Origin of the sequence: Streptomyces sp. 7-21, from assembly GCF_016741785.1 — a bacterium.
Classification (GTDB): Bacteria; Actinomycetota; Actinomycetes; order Streptomycetales; family Streptomycetaceae; genus Streptomyces.
Map to the genome: position 1 here is coordinate 235,030 of NZ_JAERRL010000003.1, position 15,958 is coordinate 250,987.

At 75.2% G+C, this 15,958-nt stretch carries 10 protein-coding genes; 4 read left to right on the forward strand and 6 right to left on the reverse strand.

Features of this window, described 5'->3' with window-relative positions:
* Positions 1-153 precede the first annotated feature (153 nt).
* From JK356_RS04920 to JK356_RS04930, 3 genes are all read right to left on the reverse strand, one after another.
* Entirely contained in the window at positions 154-795 is a 642-nt protein-coding gene (locus JK356_RS04920; RefSeq protein WP_201866282.1) for a YbjN domain-containing protein, read from the reverse strand.
* 149 nt (positions 796-944) lie between these two features.
* Positions 945-3,533, reverse strand: a complete 2,589-nt coding sequence (gene clpB, locus JK356_RS04925) for an ATP-dependent chaperone ClpB (protein ID WP_201866283.1) — start codon at positions 3,531-3,533, stop codon at positions 945-947.
* 269 nt (positions 3,534-3,802) lie between these two features.
* Entirely contained in the window at positions 3,803-4,621 is an 819-nt protein-coding gene (locus JK356_RS04930) for a serine protease (RefSeq protein ID WP_201866284.1), read from the reverse strand.
* A 209-nt stretch (positions 4,622-4,830) separates the two neighbouring features.
* Here JK356_RS04930 and JK356_RS04935 point away from each other — a divergent pair, with 209 nt between their 5' ends.
* Positions 4,831-6,816, forward strand: coding sequence for an N-acetylmuramoyl-L-alanine amidase (locus tag JK356_RS04935; protein ID WP_307815407.1), 1,986 nt, complete (start codon positions 4,831-4,833; stop codon positions 6,814-6,816).
* 40 nt (positions 6,817-6,856) lie between these two features.
* A complete protein-coding gene (locus JK356_RS04940; RefSeq protein ID WP_201866285.1) occupies positions 6,857-7,600 on the forward strand; it encodes a phosphatase PAP2 family protein in 744 nt (247 codons plus the stop codon).
* 19 nt (positions 7,601-7,619) lie between these two features.
* Here the strand turns inward: JK356_RS04940 and JK356_RS04945 are convergent, their stop codons facing one another.
* Complete coding sequence (locus JK356_RS04945; RefSeq protein ID WP_201866286.1) at positions 7,620-8,432, reverse strand: alpha/beta fold hydrolase; 813 nt, start codon at positions 8,430-8,432, stop codon at positions 7,620-7,622.
* Between the two features lie 5 nt (positions 8,433-8,437).
* Positions 8,438-9,340, reverse strand: coding sequence for a YceI family protein (locus tag JK356_RS04950; RefSeq protein ID WP_307815408.1), 903 nt, complete (start codon positions 9,338-9,340; stop codon positions 8,438-8,440).
* A gap of 133 nt (positions 9,341-9,473) precedes the next feature.
* On the opposite strand from JK356_RS04950, the gene JK356_RS04955 reads away from it, so the two are divergent.
* Both JK356_RS04955 and JK356_RS04960 read left to right on the forward strand, forming a co-directional pair.
* Positions 9,474-10,997, forward strand: coding sequence for an ATP-dependent DNA ligase (locus tag JK356_RS04955; RefSeq protein ID WP_201866441.1), 1,524 nt, complete (start codon positions 9,474-9,476; stop codon positions 10,995-10,997).
* Between the two features lie 127 nt (positions 10,998-11,124).
* The gene (locus tag JK356_RS04960) at positions 11,125-12,171 is read left to right on the forward strand and encodes a peptidoglycan-binding protein (RefSeq protein WP_201866287.1); all 1,047 of its coding nucleotides are present in this window, start codon (positions 11,125-11,127) and stop codon (positions 12,169-12,171) included.
* 305 nt (positions 12,172-12,476) lie between these two features.
* Here the strand turns inward: JK356_RS04960 and JK356_RS04965 are convergent, their stop codons facing one another.
* Positions 12,477-15,887, reverse strand: coding sequence for a substrate-binding domain-containing protein (locus tag JK356_RS04965; protein WP_201866288.1), 3,411 nt, complete (start codon positions 15,885-15,887; stop codon positions 12,477-12,479).
* Between the last annotated feature and the right edge of the window lie 71 nt (positions 15,888-15,958).

Here is a 15,958-nt window from a genome sequence, read left to right on the forward strand (position 1 = left end):
GCGGCCCCGGGCACGGCTGTGGCCCGGGGCCGTCTCGCGTCAGCGGCCGTCCGCCCGGACGGCCCCTGCGCACACGCGACCGCCGGCCCCGGGTGACGGCGTCCGGAGCCGGCGGTGCGGCGCTGTGGCGGCGCTGTGGCGGCGCTGTGGCCGCTACGCGGAGGCGGTCCCGTCTCCGGGCTTGTCTCCGGTCCCGTCTCCGGGCTTGTCTCCAGGCTCAGCCTGGTCCTGGTCGAGGCCGAGCTGCTGGGCGATCCACTTGTCGAACTCCATCGACGCCCGCACCCAGCTGGCGAAGCTGTTGACGAAGTGGTCGGGGGCGACGCCCATGCCGATCAGCATCTGTACCTCGCCGATCATGCGGACGACGCCTTCATCGTTGGTGTGGGTGTACACCTTGGGCCACAGGGTGCGGCGGTTCCACTCGTCGATCGTCTCCAGCAGCCTGGGCTTGTCGTCCAGGGTGTGGGGGCGGTCGTAGAACGTCCTCACGGAGATAACGCGCTGGTTCTCCTCGCCCCGGAACATGAAGTACGTGCGGAACTTCCGCCAGGGCGCCACCAGGTCGCCGTGCTTGTCCGTCGTGTACTTGAGCTTCATGCGGTCAAGCAGCTGCTTGACCAGGTTCTGGTCGGGGATGATCGCCGGGACCTGCTTCTTGGCCTGGACCCTGATCTGGTTCTGAGGGGTGCCGTTGTCCTGCGCGGGCTGGGCCTGCCCCTGCGGGGACTGGGGCTGCTCGGGCTTCCTGGGCACACCCCCGAAGTTGGGAATCGCGGACGGGTCGATGGACACGGAACTGGGTCCCTTCGTCGGATCATGTGCGGCGGCTCGGGCCAATCCTCCCCCATCACCGCCGGGTCCTGGCAAGCGTGCGCCCGTGTCCCCGGCTTTCCCGGTGCCGGCGGGGCACCGGGAAAAGCCAGAGCAAAGGGGCGGGCCGGTCAGGAAACGGGCGTCAGCGTCAGCCCGCCGTCCACGGCGGCGTCCACCCGCACCGTGTCGCCGTCGCGCACCTCGCCGGCGAGGATCTTGCGCGCGAGCGGGTCGCCGACGGCCGTCTGCACCAGCCGCCGCAGCGGCCGGGCGCCGTACGCCGGGTCGTTCCCCTCGGTGGCGAGCCACTGGAGCGCCAGCTCGGTGACGTCCAGCGTGAGCCGCCGCTCGGCCAGCCGCCGCTGGAGCGCGTCCACCTGGAGGCGGGCGATCCGCCCCAGCTCGTCGGGGGTGAGCGCGCTGAAGACGACCATGTCGTCCAGCCGGTTGAGAAACTCCGGCCGGAACGCCGCGCGCACCGCCGCCAGCACCTCCTCGCGCTGGTCGGCCGGCTCGGCCAGCGGGTCCATCAGGTGCTGGCTGCCGAGGTTCGAGGTGAGGATCAGCAGCGTGTTGCGGAAGTCGACGGTGCGGCCCTGCCCGTCGGTGAGGCGCCCGTCGTCCAGCACCTGGAGCAGGATGTCGAACACCTCCGGGTGCGCCTTCTCCACCTCGTCCAGCAGCACCACCGAGTACGGCCGCCGCCGGACCGCCTCGGTGAGCTGGCCGCCCTCCTCGTACCCCACGTAGCCGGGGGGCGCGCCGACGAGCCGTGCCACCGAGTGCTTCTCGCTGTACTCGCTCATGTCGATGCGGACGATGGCCCGCTCGTCATCGAAGAGGAAGTCCGCCAGCGCCTTGGCCAGCTCCGTCTTGCCCACACCGGTCGGGCCGAGGAAGAGGAACGAGCCGGTCGGCCGGTCCGGGTCGGCGACCCCGGCCCGGCTGCGGCGCACGGCGTCGGAGACGGCACGGACCGCCTCCTCCTGGCCGATCAGCCGCTTGCCCAGCTCCTCCTCCATGCGCAGCAGCTTCTCGGTCTCGCCCTCCAGCAGCCGGCCGGCCGGGATGCCGGTCCACGAGGAGACGACGTCGGCGATGTCGTCGGGCCCGACCTCCTCCTTGACCATCGTGTTCTTCGACGCCTCCTCCTCGGCGGCCGAGGCGTCGGCCAGCTCCCGCTCCAGCGCGGGGATCTCGGCGTACAGCAGCTTGGAGGCGGTCTCGAAGTCACCGTCGCGCTGGGCACGCTCGGCCAGCACCCTGGTCTCGTCCAGCCGCTCCTTCAGCTCACCGACGCGGTTGAGGCCCTGCTTCTCCTTCTCCCAGCGGGCGGTCAGCTCCCGCAGCTCCTCCTCGCGGTCGGCCAGCTCCCGGCGCAGCCGCGCCAGCCGCTCCTGGGAGGAGGCGTCCGACTCGTTCGCCAGCGCCAGCTCCTCCATCTTCAGGCGGTCCACGGAGCGCTGGAGCTCGTCGATCTCCACCGGCGAGGAGTCGATCTCCATCCGCAGCCGGGACGCCGCCTCGTCCACCAGGTCGATGGCCTTGTCCGGCAGGAAGCGGGAGGTGATGTAGCGGTCGGAGAGCGCGGCGGCCGCCACCAGGGCGCCGTCGGCGATCTGCACCTTGTGGTGCGCCTCGTACCGGCCCTTGAGGCCGCGCAGGATGGCGATGGTGTCCTCGACCGTCGGCTCGGCCACCAGCACCTGCTGGAAGCGGCGCTCCAGGGCGGCGTCCTTCTCGATCCGCTCGCGGTACTCGTCGAGCGTCGTGGCGCCGACCATGCGCAGCTCGCCGCGGGCCAGCATGGGCTTGAGCATGTTCCCCGCGTCCATGGCGGAGTCGCCGCCCGCGCCCGCGCCGACGACGGTGTGCAGCTCGTCGATGAACGTGATGATCTGGCCGTCGCTGCTCTTGATCTCGGCGAGCACGGCCTTCAGCCGCTCCTCGAACTCGCCGCGGTACTTGGCGCCGGCCACCATGGCGCCGAGGTCGAGCGCGACGAGCCGCTTGTCCCGCAGCGACTCGGGCACGTCACCCTTGACGATGCGCTGGGCCAGGCCCTCGACGACGGCGGTCTTGCCGACGCCGGGCTCGCCGATGAGGACGGGGTTGTTCTTGGTGCGGCGCGAGAGCACCTGAACCACGCGGCGGATCTCGTGGTCACGGCCGATGACAGGGTCGAGTTTGCCCTCACGGGCCGCCGCCGTGAAGTCCGTGCCGAACTTCTCCAGCGCCTTGTAGGTGCCCTCGGGGTCGGGCGTCGTGATCCGCTGGCCGCCGCGCGCCGCCTGGAAGGCGTCCAGCAGCTTGCGGTCGCCCGCGCCCTGCTTCGTCAGCAGCTCGCCGGCCTGGCCGCCCTTGGCGGCGAGGCCGACCAGCAGGTGTTCGGTGGAGACGTACTCGTCGCCCAGCTCGCGGGCGCGCGCGGAGGCGTCGGACAGCACGGCGAGCAGCTCGCGGTTGGGCTGGGGCCGGGCCACGGAGGCGCCCTGCACGCTGGGCAGGCTCGCCAGCAGCCGCTCGGCGCCTGAGCGGAGGGCGGCCTGGTCGGCGTTGACGGAGGCGAGCAGGTCGCGGACGTTCTCGTTGTCGCGGCCCTCCAGCAGGGCCAGCAGCAGGTGCGCCGGGGTGATGTCCGGGTGGCCCTCGCGCAGGGCGCGGTCGTTGGCCGCACTGATCGCTTCCCGGCTCTTGTTCGTCAGCTCGGCGTTCACGTAGCGCTACCCCTCCGAATCCGAAGCGTGTCCGTATCTCTGCCATAGGCAACGTGCGATAAGTTGAGTCTATTCCACTCAAGGGAGGGATACGGGGGATCGCCGGTGCGCTGGTCCGCGTGCGGGCGCAGCAGACCGTCTCCGCTTCCGCCGGGGCACGCCGCCGCGAACGGAACAGCCGCTCTCCGGGGCAGGCTCTCCTCGGGGCCGCCGGCTGGGGGCCGGGCACCTCCCGCTCGCCGCAGCGGTGCGCCTGGCCCGGCAGGCGGTCAGGACGCCGGGGCGCCCGCGCGCTCCAGCAGGGTCCGGGCCGTGGCCGGGAAGGGGCGGCCGACGACATGGCCCTTCCCGCTGCCCACGGACATCACGGCGACGACGGTGCCGGACTCGGTGGCCGGATCGAAGCCCGTCAGCCACGGCCCGCCGCTCGACCCGGCGGTGAGATCGCAGTTCTCCAGCAGCAGGCCGCCGGCGTTGGCCGCCTCGGCCTGGCCCTCGCGCAGCACGGTGGTCACCCCAGCGCAGTACCGCAGCGACTCCCCGTCGTACGGCTCCACCGCCGGGTAGCCGAGCACCTGCACGTCCTCGCCCTCGGGCACCGGCTCGAACGCCAGCCGGTTGGCGCCGTGCCGCTCCTGGATCGTCCTGCCGTCCTTCTCCTCGACGGTGACGAACGCGTAGTCATGCGGCAGGATCGCCGGCATCTCGCGGCTGACGTCCCACTCTTCGGGCGTGTGGTGCGCGGTGATGCGCCAGCCGTCGCGCTGGTAGCTGCTCAGACCGTGGTCGTAGGCGGGCACGAACCAGGCGTCGGCGGGCGGTGACGGGTGGTCGGGGGTGCGCAGGCAGTGGGCCGCGGTGGCCACGACGCTGCCGTTGGGCGCGTCCACGATGGCCCCCGAGCAGTAGCCGAGCTGGCCGTTCCCCGCGTCCCAGATGATCCTGCCGACCGTGCTCGCGGTGCCGCCCGTCCAGCGGTCGGCGGCCAGCGCGGGCGGCGCCGCCGGCCCGGCGGCCACCCCCACGGCGGCGGCGAGGGCGGCGAGGGCGGACGTGAGCCGGGCCATCGGCGGGCGCGCAAGCGTCATACGGCAACCGTCCGCCGCCCGCGACGGCCTGTCCACCCGTCATCGCCCGATCGAGTGGGAACCGCCTCGGGCGAGTGGCCGACGGGCCGTCACCGCAGCGCGCCGCGACACGCAACACCCCGCCGTGTCACACGCATTGACGCGGCGGCAGCCAGCGGTTAGGCCAGAGGACGCCCCCGCCCAGTCGCCCCGCCCCGCAGGAGGTCCCCGTGCCGTCACCCCACAGCCGCCGCACCGTGCTGCGCGCCGCCTCCGCCGGCGCCGCCACCGTCGCCGCCCTCGGCCACGAGGCGCTGCTGCCGGCCGGCACCGCCGCCGCCCGCACCGTTCCGGCGCAGCGGCCGTCGTCCGCCGCCTCGACGGACCTTCAGGCAGCGTTCGAGGAAGCCGCCGCCCGCCACGGCGTGCCGGTCAGCGTGCTGCTGGCCGTCTCGTACGCGCAGTCACGCTGGGACGGCCACCACGGCGCCGCCAGCGTCGCGGGCGGCTACGGCCCGATGCATCTCACCGACGCCGCCCACGCGCTGTGCGCCCGGCGGCTGGGGCCGCGGCCCGCCGGCGACCGGCGCGGCGACCCGGCGCGTCCGCTGCGCCGCGCGCCCCGCGCCGTTCCGCACCCCGCCGAGGAGCGGCTGCTCCCGGCGGGCGCGCGGACGCTGAGCCGGGCCGCCGCGCTGACCGGGCTGCCCGCCGAGGAGCTGCGCGCCAGCAGCGCGGCCAACGTCCACGGCGGCGCGGCACTGCTGGCCCAGGCCCAGCGGGAGCTGGGACGCCCGCTCAGCGAGGACCCGGCGGCCTGGCGCGACGCGGTCGCGGCGTTCGCGTACACGGGCAGCGGGCGGGCCGCCGAGGTCTTCGCTGACGACGTGTTCGCCGTGCTCGCCACCGGCGCCGAGCGGGTCACCGACGAGGGACAGCGGCTGGTGCTGGATCCCGTGGCGGTCGCGGCGGAGCAGCGGCCCGGCGGGGAGCGCGACCCGCACGTCGAGGCGCCGCCGTCCGTGTCCTGCGAGTGGCTGCCCGCGCCGTACGTCTCCCTCGGCGACGGCGACTACGGCAACCACGACAAAGCCGACCGGCCGCACTCGCAGCAGATCAACTACATCGTCATCCACGACACCGAGGCCGACTGGGACACCACCCTCGACCTGGTGCGCGACCCCGAGTACGTCTCCTGGCACTACAGCCTGCGGTCAGCGGACGGGCACATCGCCCAGCACCTGGCGACCAAGGACGTCGGCTGGCACGCGGGCAACTGGTACGTCAACGCCACCTCCATCGGCCTGGAACACGAGGGCTTCGTGACCGACCCCGACGCCTGGTACACGGAGGCGATGTACCGCGCCTCGGCCCGGCTCGTGCGCTACCTGGCCCGGCGGTACGACATCCCGCTCGACCGCGACCACATCATCGGCCACGACAACGTGCCCGGGACCGTGACCGAGTCCATCCCGGGCATGCACACCGATCCGGGCCCCTACTGGGACTGGGCGCACTACTTCACGCTGCTGGGCGCCCCCTTCCCGCGGGCCGCGGCGGGCCCGCGCGACGATGCCCGCTCCGGCGTCGTCACCATCGCGCCCGACTACGACACCAACCGCCCCTCGTTCGACGACTGCGGCGAGGCGGGCGGCGCGTGCGCCCCGCACGGCTCCTCGGCGGTGCGCCTGCACGCCGCTCCCGCGCACGACGCGCCCCTGGTGCGGGACGTCGGCACCCACCCGGACGGCGACGGCGAGTCCTCCACCGGCGTCAACGACGTCGGCGCGCGCGCCACCGCCGGGCAGCGCTACGCGTACGCCGGCCGGCAGGGGGACTGGACGGCCATCTGGTACCTGGGCCAGCGGGCGTGGTTCCACGACCCGGACGACGCGCCGGTCTCGGTGCGCGGGCACGGGCTGGTCGCCACCGGCCGCCCGGGGGCCGCGGTCATCCCCGTGTACGGCCGGGCCTACCCGGAGGCGGCGGCCTATCCCGAGGACGTGCCGGTGCAGGAGGTCTCCCCGCTGGTCTACGAGATCCCGGCGGACCAGGAATACCCGGTGGGGCTGGTGACGGCCAGCGAGTACTTCTACGCCGTCACCTTCGACCCCTCCCACCACCGCGTGGTGCGCGGCGAGGAGTACCTCCAGATCCAGCTGGGCCACCGGGTGGCGTACGTGCGCCGGGCCGACGTGAGGGTGCGCCGGGTGTAGCTGCCGGGCGCCCGCCCGCCGCGCCGCTAGGCTGCCCGCCATGCCGCGCCTCCCCCCGGCTCCCCGCCCGGCCCGGCCCGGGACGCTGCCGCTCGCCGTCGCGGCGGTGGCCGCCGCCGGGCTGGCGGCGCTGATGCTGTGGGTGGCGGCCCGCGGCGGCGGCCCGTTCCCGGTGGACCGCGACGCGCTGCGCTGGGCCCTGGACCACCGCACGCCGGGCGGCGAGGACGTCTTCACGGTGATCACGCACAGCGGCAGCGGCGCGCCGCCCCTGGCGGCCGCCGCCGTCGCCGGCGCGCTCGCGGTGGGATCGCCGCGCTGGCGGGCCTGGCTGCCGGGTGCGGCGGCCGGGGCTATCGCGCTGCTGACCGGCCAGGCGCTCCGCTGGGGGCTGGTCAGCCTGCTGGACCGGCCCAGGCCGCCGGCGGCGGTGATGGCGCTGCACGCCCACGGGCCCGCGATGCCGTCCGGGCACACGGCCACCTCGGCGCTGGCCGCCGCCGGGCTGGCGGCGGCGCTGCTGGCGCGCTGCCGCTCGCGCCGCGCCCGGGTGCTGGCGGTGGCGCTGCCGGCGGTGTGGGCGCTGGCGGTCGGGTACAGCCGGGTGTACCTGGGGGTGCACTGGGCGACGGACGTGCTGGCGGGCTGGCTGTTCGCCACGGCGCTGGCGTGCCTGGCGCTGCCGCCGCTGGCCGCCCTGACGCGCCGCTTCGCCTGCGCGGACGGCGCGGACGGCGCGGACGGCGCGCCGCGCCCCTGGAGCGGGGCCGCCGGACCGCCGTGACGGCCGCAGCGTCCGCCGGTTACGCCGGGTCCCCGGCGAGGAAGCGGGCGGCGCGGTCGCCCCAGGTGGCGAACGCCGCGGCGTCGCGGGCGAGGTGCAGCTCGGCGGCGGGCAGCAGCGCGGCGAGGCGCTCGGCGGTGGCCCGGGGGTGTCCCGGGTCGTCGTCCCAGGCCAGGATCAGCGTGGGCTGCGTCAGCGCCGCCAGGTCGGCGGGCGCCGGCAGGTCGGTGGCGGCGACGCCGCGCAGCACGGCGGGCAGCAGCGGCGGCACGATAGACGGCGCGGGCGCCGGGCCGGCGGCGTCCCGGCGCCAGGCGGGCGCGGGGCCGGCCGCGAGCGCGGCGGTCAGCGCGGGAACGCCGTGCCGCTCGGTGAGGGCGGCCAGCCGCCGGTAGGCGGTGGCCTGCTCGGGGCGCGTGTCCCAAGCGGTGGGCGGGATCAGCAGCACGAGCCGGGAGAAGCGCTCCGGGGCGCGCACGGCGGCGGTCAGCACGGTCGCGCACCCCATGGAGGCACCGGCGGCGGCGACGGGCCCGGTCGCGCCGAGCCGGTCGAGCAGGGCGAGCAGGTCCGCCGCCAGCACCGGGTAGGTGTAGTCGGCCGGGTCCGGGCGGCCGGTGGACTCGCCGTGGGCGCGGGCGTCGTAGCGCAGGAGGCGGTGGCCGGTCCGGCGCGTGACGGCGTGCCAGTCGACCAGCTGGGACTCGTCGTCGGCCGCGCGGCTGCCGAAGAGGCCATGGGCGTACACCAGCGGCTCACGCCGCCCGGTGCGGCCTTCCGTCAGCTCGTACGCCAGCCGGACCCCGTCCGGCAGCACCGCCTCACGCCCCATGTGCCCTAACTCTCGGCGCGTATCGCCTGGATGTCCAGCTCCACGCGGACGGTGGGGCCGACGACGGCGATGCCGGCGGCGAGCATCTTGCGCCAGTTGAGGGTGTAGTCCTCGCGGTGCAGCTCGGTGGTGGCCCGGCAGGCGGCGCGGGTCTCGCCGTCCATGCCGGTGCCGGTGCCGAGGTAGACGGTGTCCAGCCGCACCGTGCGGGAGACGCCGTGGAGGCCGAGGACGCCGGCGACGGTCCACCGGTTGCCGCCGCGGTGGGTGAAGCGGTCGGCGCTGAACCGCAGGTGCGGGTAGGTGTGGACGTCGAGGAAGTCCGGCGACCGCAGGTGGTCGTCGCGCGCCTGGACGCCGGTGTCGATGCTGGCGGCGTCGATGAGCACCTCCAGCCGCGAGGACGTCACCGGGTCGCCGATCCACACCGAGCCCTGGAAACGGTTGAACCGCCCGTGCACGTCGCCCAGTCCGATGTGGCGGGCGACGAAGCGGATGGCGGTGTGGGCCGGGTCGAGGTCCCAGCGGCCCGGGGAAGGCAGCGGCGGCTGCGGGGCGATGTCCAGCTGGATCGGGCCGGCCGCCGCGTAGTCGCGCTCGGTGATGCGCACCGGTGTGCGGCGCGGCTGGAACCCCTCGGCGCTGACGGCCAGCTGGTAGTCGCCGGGCGGCACGGTGGCCTGGTACAGCCCGAACGGGTCGCTGCAACCGCGCGCCACCTGCCGGCCATCGGCGGCGATGACGGCGACGTCCGCGCGCATCGGCAGGCCGACGGGGTCGATCACCTCGCAGGCGACGCGCCCGGCGCCCGCGGGGATCGGCGGCGCCTGGTTCCTGGGCTGTGTCCCGCGCGCGGCCCTCCTTGCCGACCACCGTCCCGTGTGCCGCTGCGACCGGCGCTTGAACACCACAACATCACCTCTTCGATGTAGCCGTGTAGCCCCCTCACCCAGCTGTCAGATCCGATCAGGCATGCTACCCGCCGAATCGGACGGAGCAGGAATTCCGGTGATCATCATCCCTTTCGTGGATCATGAGGGCATGCTGCTGTCCGAACTGGCCGGGACATCGCGCGAGGTCGCGGCCAGTCCGGCGCGGTCAGCGAAGATCGCCGCGCTGGGGCGGCTGTTCGCCGCGACCGAGCCGGACGAGGCGCCGGTCGTCATCACCTACCTCGCCGGGCGGCTGCCGCAGCGGCGCACCGGCATCGGCTGGCGGGCGCTGGCCCAGCTGCCGCCGCCCGCGCCGCGCGCCACGCTGACGGTCCGCGACACCGACCGGGAGCTGGCGCGGATCGCCGCTGTCTCCGGGCCCGGCGCGGACGCCGAGCGGCGGCGGCTGCTGGCCGGGCTGATGGCCCGCGCCACCGCCGCCGAGCAGGACTTCCTGGTACGGCTCATCGGCGGGGAGCTGCGGCAGGGGGCCCTGGAGGCGCTGGCCGCCGAGGGCCTGGCGGCGGCGACGGGCGCGGCGCCCGCCGAGGTGCGGCGCGCGGTGATGCTCGGCGGTTCGCTGGGGGCGGTCGCGCGGGAGCTGCTGGCCGGCGGCCCGGCCGCGCTCGGGGCGTTCCGGCTCCAGGTCGGCAGGCCGGTGCAGCCGATGCTGGCACGGTCCGCGGCCAGCCTGGATGAGGCGGTGGACCGGCTCGGGCCGTGCGCGGTGGAGGAGAAGCTCGACGGCATCCGCATCCAGGTGCACGTCGGCGGCCCCGGCGCGGCGGACGTGCGGGTCTACACCAGGACGCTGGAGGAGATCGGCGGGCGGCTGCCGGAGGTGCGGGCGGCGGCGCGGGAGCTGCGGGCGGAGCGGGCGGTGCTGGACGGCGAGGTGATCGCGCTGGCCGAGGACGGCTGGCCGAGGCCGTTCCAGGAGACGTCGGGGCGGGTGGCGGCGGCGGGCGGGCTGCCGCTGACGCCGGTGTTCTTCGACGTGCTGAGCGTGGACGGGCGGGATCTGCTGGACCTGCCAGCGGCGCGGCGCCACGCGGAGCTGGCGCGGCTGGCGCCGAAGCCGCGCCGGGTGCGACGCGTGGTGGTGGCCGACCCGGCCGACGCCGGGCAGCGGCGCGCGGCGCGGGAGTTCGCCGCCGAGGTACTGGCACGCGGTCACGAGGGCGTCGTGGTCAAGGCGCTTGACGCGGCGTACGTGGCGGGCCGGCGCGGGGCCAGCTGGCTGAAGGTCAAACCCGTGCACACCTTCGACCTCGTCGTGCTGGCGGCCGAGTGGGGGCACGGGCGGCGGCGCGGCACGCTGTCCAATCTCCACCTGGGGGCGCGGCGGGACGACGGCTCCTTCGCGATGCTGGGGAAGACGTTCAAGGGGCTGACCGACGAGACGCTCCGGTGGCAGACCGAGCGGCTGGGGGAGCTGACGACGCACCAGTTCCCCGGGGGCGTGCGGGTACGGCCCGAACTGGTGGTGGAGGTGGCGTGCGACGGCGTGCAGCGTTCGACCCGCTACCCCGAAGGAGTCACGCTCCGGTTCGCGCGTGTCGTGCGCTACCGCGAGGACAAACGGGCCGGTGACGCCGACACCGTAGCCGCGGTGCGGTCGCTGCTGCGCTGACCGCCCGCCAGGTGCGGCCGGGTCCGGTGTGATGACGGAATCGTTATGAAAAGATCCGCAACATTCTGGCGGAATCGCGCATCTTTACTGTGAGATCCACTGACGCCCAGATCGACCAGGGGGATGCATGAAGCGCCTGCCCGTCGTGTCCGTGCTGGCGGCCGCGGCGCTGCTCGCCGGCTGCGCCCAGGACCAGGACTCCGGCCGCGGCGGCCGGGACGCCGACCCCGCCGCGCAGCAGCGGGATGACGGCTCCGGGGAAGCGGCCGAGGAGGACGCCGAGCCGGCCGAGGAGATCGTGCTGGAGCGCGGGCAGACCTCCGAGCAGGTGCGCGAACTCCAGGCCCGCCTGGCCCAGCTCGGCCACTTCACGGCCCAGCCCACCGGCTTCTACGGCGACGTGACGTTCGGAGCCGTCTCCGAGTACCAGCGGGCCGCCGGCCTCGACATCTCCGGCACCGTCTTCGCGTCCACCTGGGACGCGCTGACCAGCGAGACCGAGACCCCCACCCACGACGAGATGTACCCGCCGGAGCCGGTGCTGGACTACGGCCAGCAGTCCGAGCAGGTGCGCGAACTCCAGGCCCGCCTGGCCCAGCTCGGCCACTTCACGCAGAACCCGACGGGCTACTACGGCGACGTCACCGCCACCGCCGTCAGCGCCTACCAGAGCGCGGCGGGCCTTGAGGCCACCGGCACGGTCTACGAGGACACCTGGTCGGCGCTGACCAGCGAGACCGCGCAGCCGACCGAGGAGGAGATGTACCCGCCGCTGGACGTGCCGGAAGCCGAGCCCGCGCAGGAGCTCGACGAGCGGTGCCTGACCGGGCGGGTGCTGTGCGTGTCGAAGACGACCCGGACCCTGTCCTGGGTCATCGACGGTGAAATCCAGACGACCATGGACGTCCGCTTCGGCGCCGAGGAGACCCCGACGCGCGAGGGCGAGTTCGAGGTCTACTGGAAGTCGCGCGACCACGTCTCGACGCTGTACGACTCGCCGATGCCGTACGCGATGTTCTTCGACGGCGGCCAGGCCGTGCACTACTCGGAGGACTTCGCCGCCAACGGCTACAACGGCGCCTCGCACGGCTGCGTCAACGTGCGCGACGAGGCGGCCATCGCCGCGCTGTTCGACGAGGTGAACGTCGGCGACAAGGTCGTCGTCTACTGGTGAGGCTGGTGCCGCCGCCGGGCGGCGCGGGCGCCGAGCCGCGCCCAGGAGAGGGTTCCTGCCCCAGGTGGCACTGGAGGTGGACCAGACACGCCCCGTCACGTCGCCGGTCTCCGCCCGCTCGAAGGAGCGCAGCGTGGAGCGCCCGGCGCGGAAGCCCGGCAGGTCGTCGCAGGCGCTGGCCGCGTGGATCCGCACGCGGTCGTCCCAGTTCTCACGGTGCGTCCCGCGCCATCCAGCCGGCTCTCGTTCGGTCACGCACCGGCACGTAACGGGCCGAGGTCTGGCCCGCACCCCGGTTCTCCGGTTCAGCGGGCGGCGGCGTCCGCGTCGCGGTAGGCGTGCGGGGCGACGCCGGTGACCTTGCGGAAGACGCGGCTGAAGTACGCCCGGTCGTGGAAGCCGACCGCGCGGGCGATGGCCTGCACGCTGTCGTCGCTGCGGGCCAGCCGTTCCTTGGCGCGGCTGATCCGCAGCCGCGTCAGGTACTCCCAGAGCGTCACGCCGATCTCGCGGTGGAACAGGCGGCCGAGGTGGTCCTCGCTGATGCCCGCGGCCTGCGCGACCTGCCAGCGGGAGAAGCGGTGCCGGTAGTGCTGTTCGAGGAACGCCAGGGCGTGGCGCACCGGGGCGTGCGACCGCTGGGCGGCCGGGTCGCCGCGCCGGGCGCGTTCCAGCATGGCGCGCAGCAGTCGGGCGGTCTCGGCCTCGGTGAGGATGTCGCGGCCGAGCAGCACGACCCCGTTGTGCTGCTCGGCCCGTTCCGCGTCGGCTGAGGTGAAGCCGCGCGAGCTGAGGATCAGGGCGGGGAGGTGGGGCTGACCGGTGATCTCGCTGAGGCGCTCGACGAGGTCGAGGCCGTCCATGTCGGGCAGCGTCAGGTCGGTGATGAGCAGTTCCGGCGGGTCGTCCGCGAACAGCGCGCAGGCGGTGGTGCCGTCCGGGGCGGCCCGCACGGTCCGCCCGGGGAGCACGTCGGTGAGCGTGCGCCGCCAGCGCTCGCGGGAGGACGCTGAACCGTCGGCGAGGACGGCGGGAGCGGCGAGCCCGGAGGGGCGCAGCGCCCGCAGGGCGTCCTCCAGGGTCTCGCCGGTGACGGGGCCGTAGAGGTGGAACGGCGTATGACGCAGCGCCGGGTGGCTGTGGAGCCGGGTGACGTGCGGCCACTCCTCGTCGGACGCCTCGCTGGCGTCCCACGCGACGGCGGCGGGCGGCGGGCCCGCGGTGAGCGAGGCGGTGTCGTCGTCGGGGTGCAGCACCCGCAGCCGCAGGCCCTCGCGGCGGGCGAGCGCGGTGAGCTCGCGGGGCGGGCCGGTGCCGCCCGCGGCGACCAGGACGGTGCGCCCGGGGGCCGGTGCGCTGCTCGGCGGGACGGCCGGCGGGGCCGGCCCGGCCGGCGTGGGCAGCGGCAGGTCGAGGCAGAAGACGCCGCCGGTGCCGAGCCGTTCGAACGTCAGGGTGCCGCCGTGCAGGACGGCGAGGCGGCGGGCGACGGCCAGGCCGAGGCGGGTGCCGGGCCCGCCGGAGGCGAACGGCTGGAAGAGGTGCTCCTCCTCACCGGGCGGGACCCGCAGCGACGGCGAGGCGACGGTGACGCGCAGGGCGGCGGGCAGCGTCTCGGCGGCGAGTACGGTGCCGCCGTTCCTGCCGCCGCCCCTGCCGCCGTTCCTGCCGCCGCCCTTGTCGCGGTCCCGGTCGCCGCCGGGTGCGGCGGCGAGCAGGGTGTGCAGCAGCTGCGTGAGCCGCTGGGGATCGGCGCGCACAGCCGGGAGCCGTTCGGGCAGCGCGAGCCGGGCCGGCGGGTGCCCGCCGGCCGGGGCGCGGGCCGCCTCGGCGAGCAGCGGGCGCGGGTCGAGCAGGCGGGGCGAGAGGCCGAGGGCGTCGGTCTGGGAGCGGGACAGCTCAAGCAGGTCGTCGATCAGACGCAGCAGCGTGGACGCCTGCTGCCGGATCTCCGGGTCGGTGCAGCGCCGCAGGATGGCCTCGACGGGGGTGCGCAGTTCGCCGGTGGCGTTGCCCAGGACGCGGGTCTTGAACTGGCTGGCCTGTTCGGCGGCGTCGCGGGCCCGGCGCACCTCGGTGAACAGGTGCGCGCCCTTGAGCGCGGCGCTGATCTGGTCGCCGAGCGCCCGGAAGAGCGCGCCGTGGCGCGCGGCGGCCGGGAGCGGGCCGGCGTCGAAGAGGGCGAAGCCGAGGTGCTCGCCGCCGATGTGCAGGGTTTCCAGCACGGCGGTGAAGCGGCGGTCGCGTGGCAGGCGCGCGTACAGGGCGTCGGCGTCCGCGGCGGCCACCATGCTCCCGGCGCCGGTCCCGGTGTCGGTAGCTGGCGGCCCGGTGGCGTCGCTGCCCGGCAGCAGGAGCGTGCAGCCGGGAACGTCGAGGCCCGGCAGGTGGCGGTCGAGCGCGGCGGTAATGGCGCCCGGATCGACGGCGGTGGTGAGGGTGGTGCCGAGGGCGCGCAGGCGGCGCGACTCCTGCTCGCGGGCCCAGCGTTCGTACTCCAGCAGGCGGTAGGACTTGTCCGCGATCATCAGGCGGGCCTGGCCGACGAGCCGCTCGGCGTGCGGGCGGGCGTGGGGCGGCAGCGTCGGCAGCACGGTGGTGCGCAGCCCGAGCAGGGCGCGGTCCCAGGCGGCGGCGTCCTCGACGTCACGCACCCAGCCGCCGAGGTGGCTCTCCAGCGTGTGCAGGAAGGTCACACCGCCGTCGCGCGCGTCGGCGCGGAGCGCGGCGGTCAGCGCGGCGGCGGACCGGGGCAGCGGCGGTGGCGCCGCGCCGGGCCCGTCGGTGGCCTGGGCCGTCAGGGCTGAGGGGCAGCCGCAGGAGCGTCGGGTGACGAGGGTGCCGGAGACGGCGCGGGCGGCGGGGGGCCGCTCGCCGCGCAGCCGGGCCAGGAGGGTGTCGACGGCGAGTCCGCCGAGTTCGGCGAACGGCAGGGCGACGGAGGTGAGGGGCGGGTCGCTCAGCCGCGCCTCCAGCGAGTCGTTGAAGCTGATCAGCGCCACGTCGTCGGGCACGCGGACGCCGCGCTCGGTCAGGAAGCGCAGCGCGTCGGCGGCCAGGACGTCGCTGCACGCGACGACGGCGTCGAAGTCCGTGCCGGGCCGCAGGCCGCGCACATCGACCAGGACGCGCATGGCGGAGGCGCCCGCGCCGTTGGCGTAGTCGACGGAGGCGGCGACGCGGGAGCGGTCGTACGGGATGCGGTGGCGGGCGAGGGCGTCGGTGTAGGCGCGGAAGCGGTCGACGGCGACGGGGCTGGCGAGCGGGCCGCGCAGGCAGGCGACGCGGCGGCGGCCGTGGTCGCGGATGAGGTGGCTGATGGCCTTCCGCATGCCGGAGTAGGAGTCCATGCGGAGCGTTTCGTGCGGGCCGAGCGGGCGGTTGAGGCTGATGACGGGGAGGCCGGCCAGGCGCTCGGTGAGGGCCTGGGCGCGCTCGCCCGCGGTGGGCAGGCCGAGGGTGGAGGTCCAGCAGATGGCGCCGTCGAGGCGGAGCGGGCCGCGGTGCGGGCCCACCAGGTCGTAGACGGCGTTGCGGGGCGCGCCGCCGGGGCGGAGGGCGTCGCCGGGGAAGCAGAGGACGCTGACGTCATGGCGCTCGGCCGCGGCGAGGACGCCGGACCAGAGGGTGGGGCCCACGCCGAGGTGGATGTTGGCCGTGATCAGGCCGATCGTCGGCCGCCGCCCGCGTTCCGCCATGGGGGATGCCTCGCTCATATCCGAAACGCATGTGACGAGGACGATACTGGCGTGTCCATGACCAAACAAGCCTCGCGCCCGGACGCGCC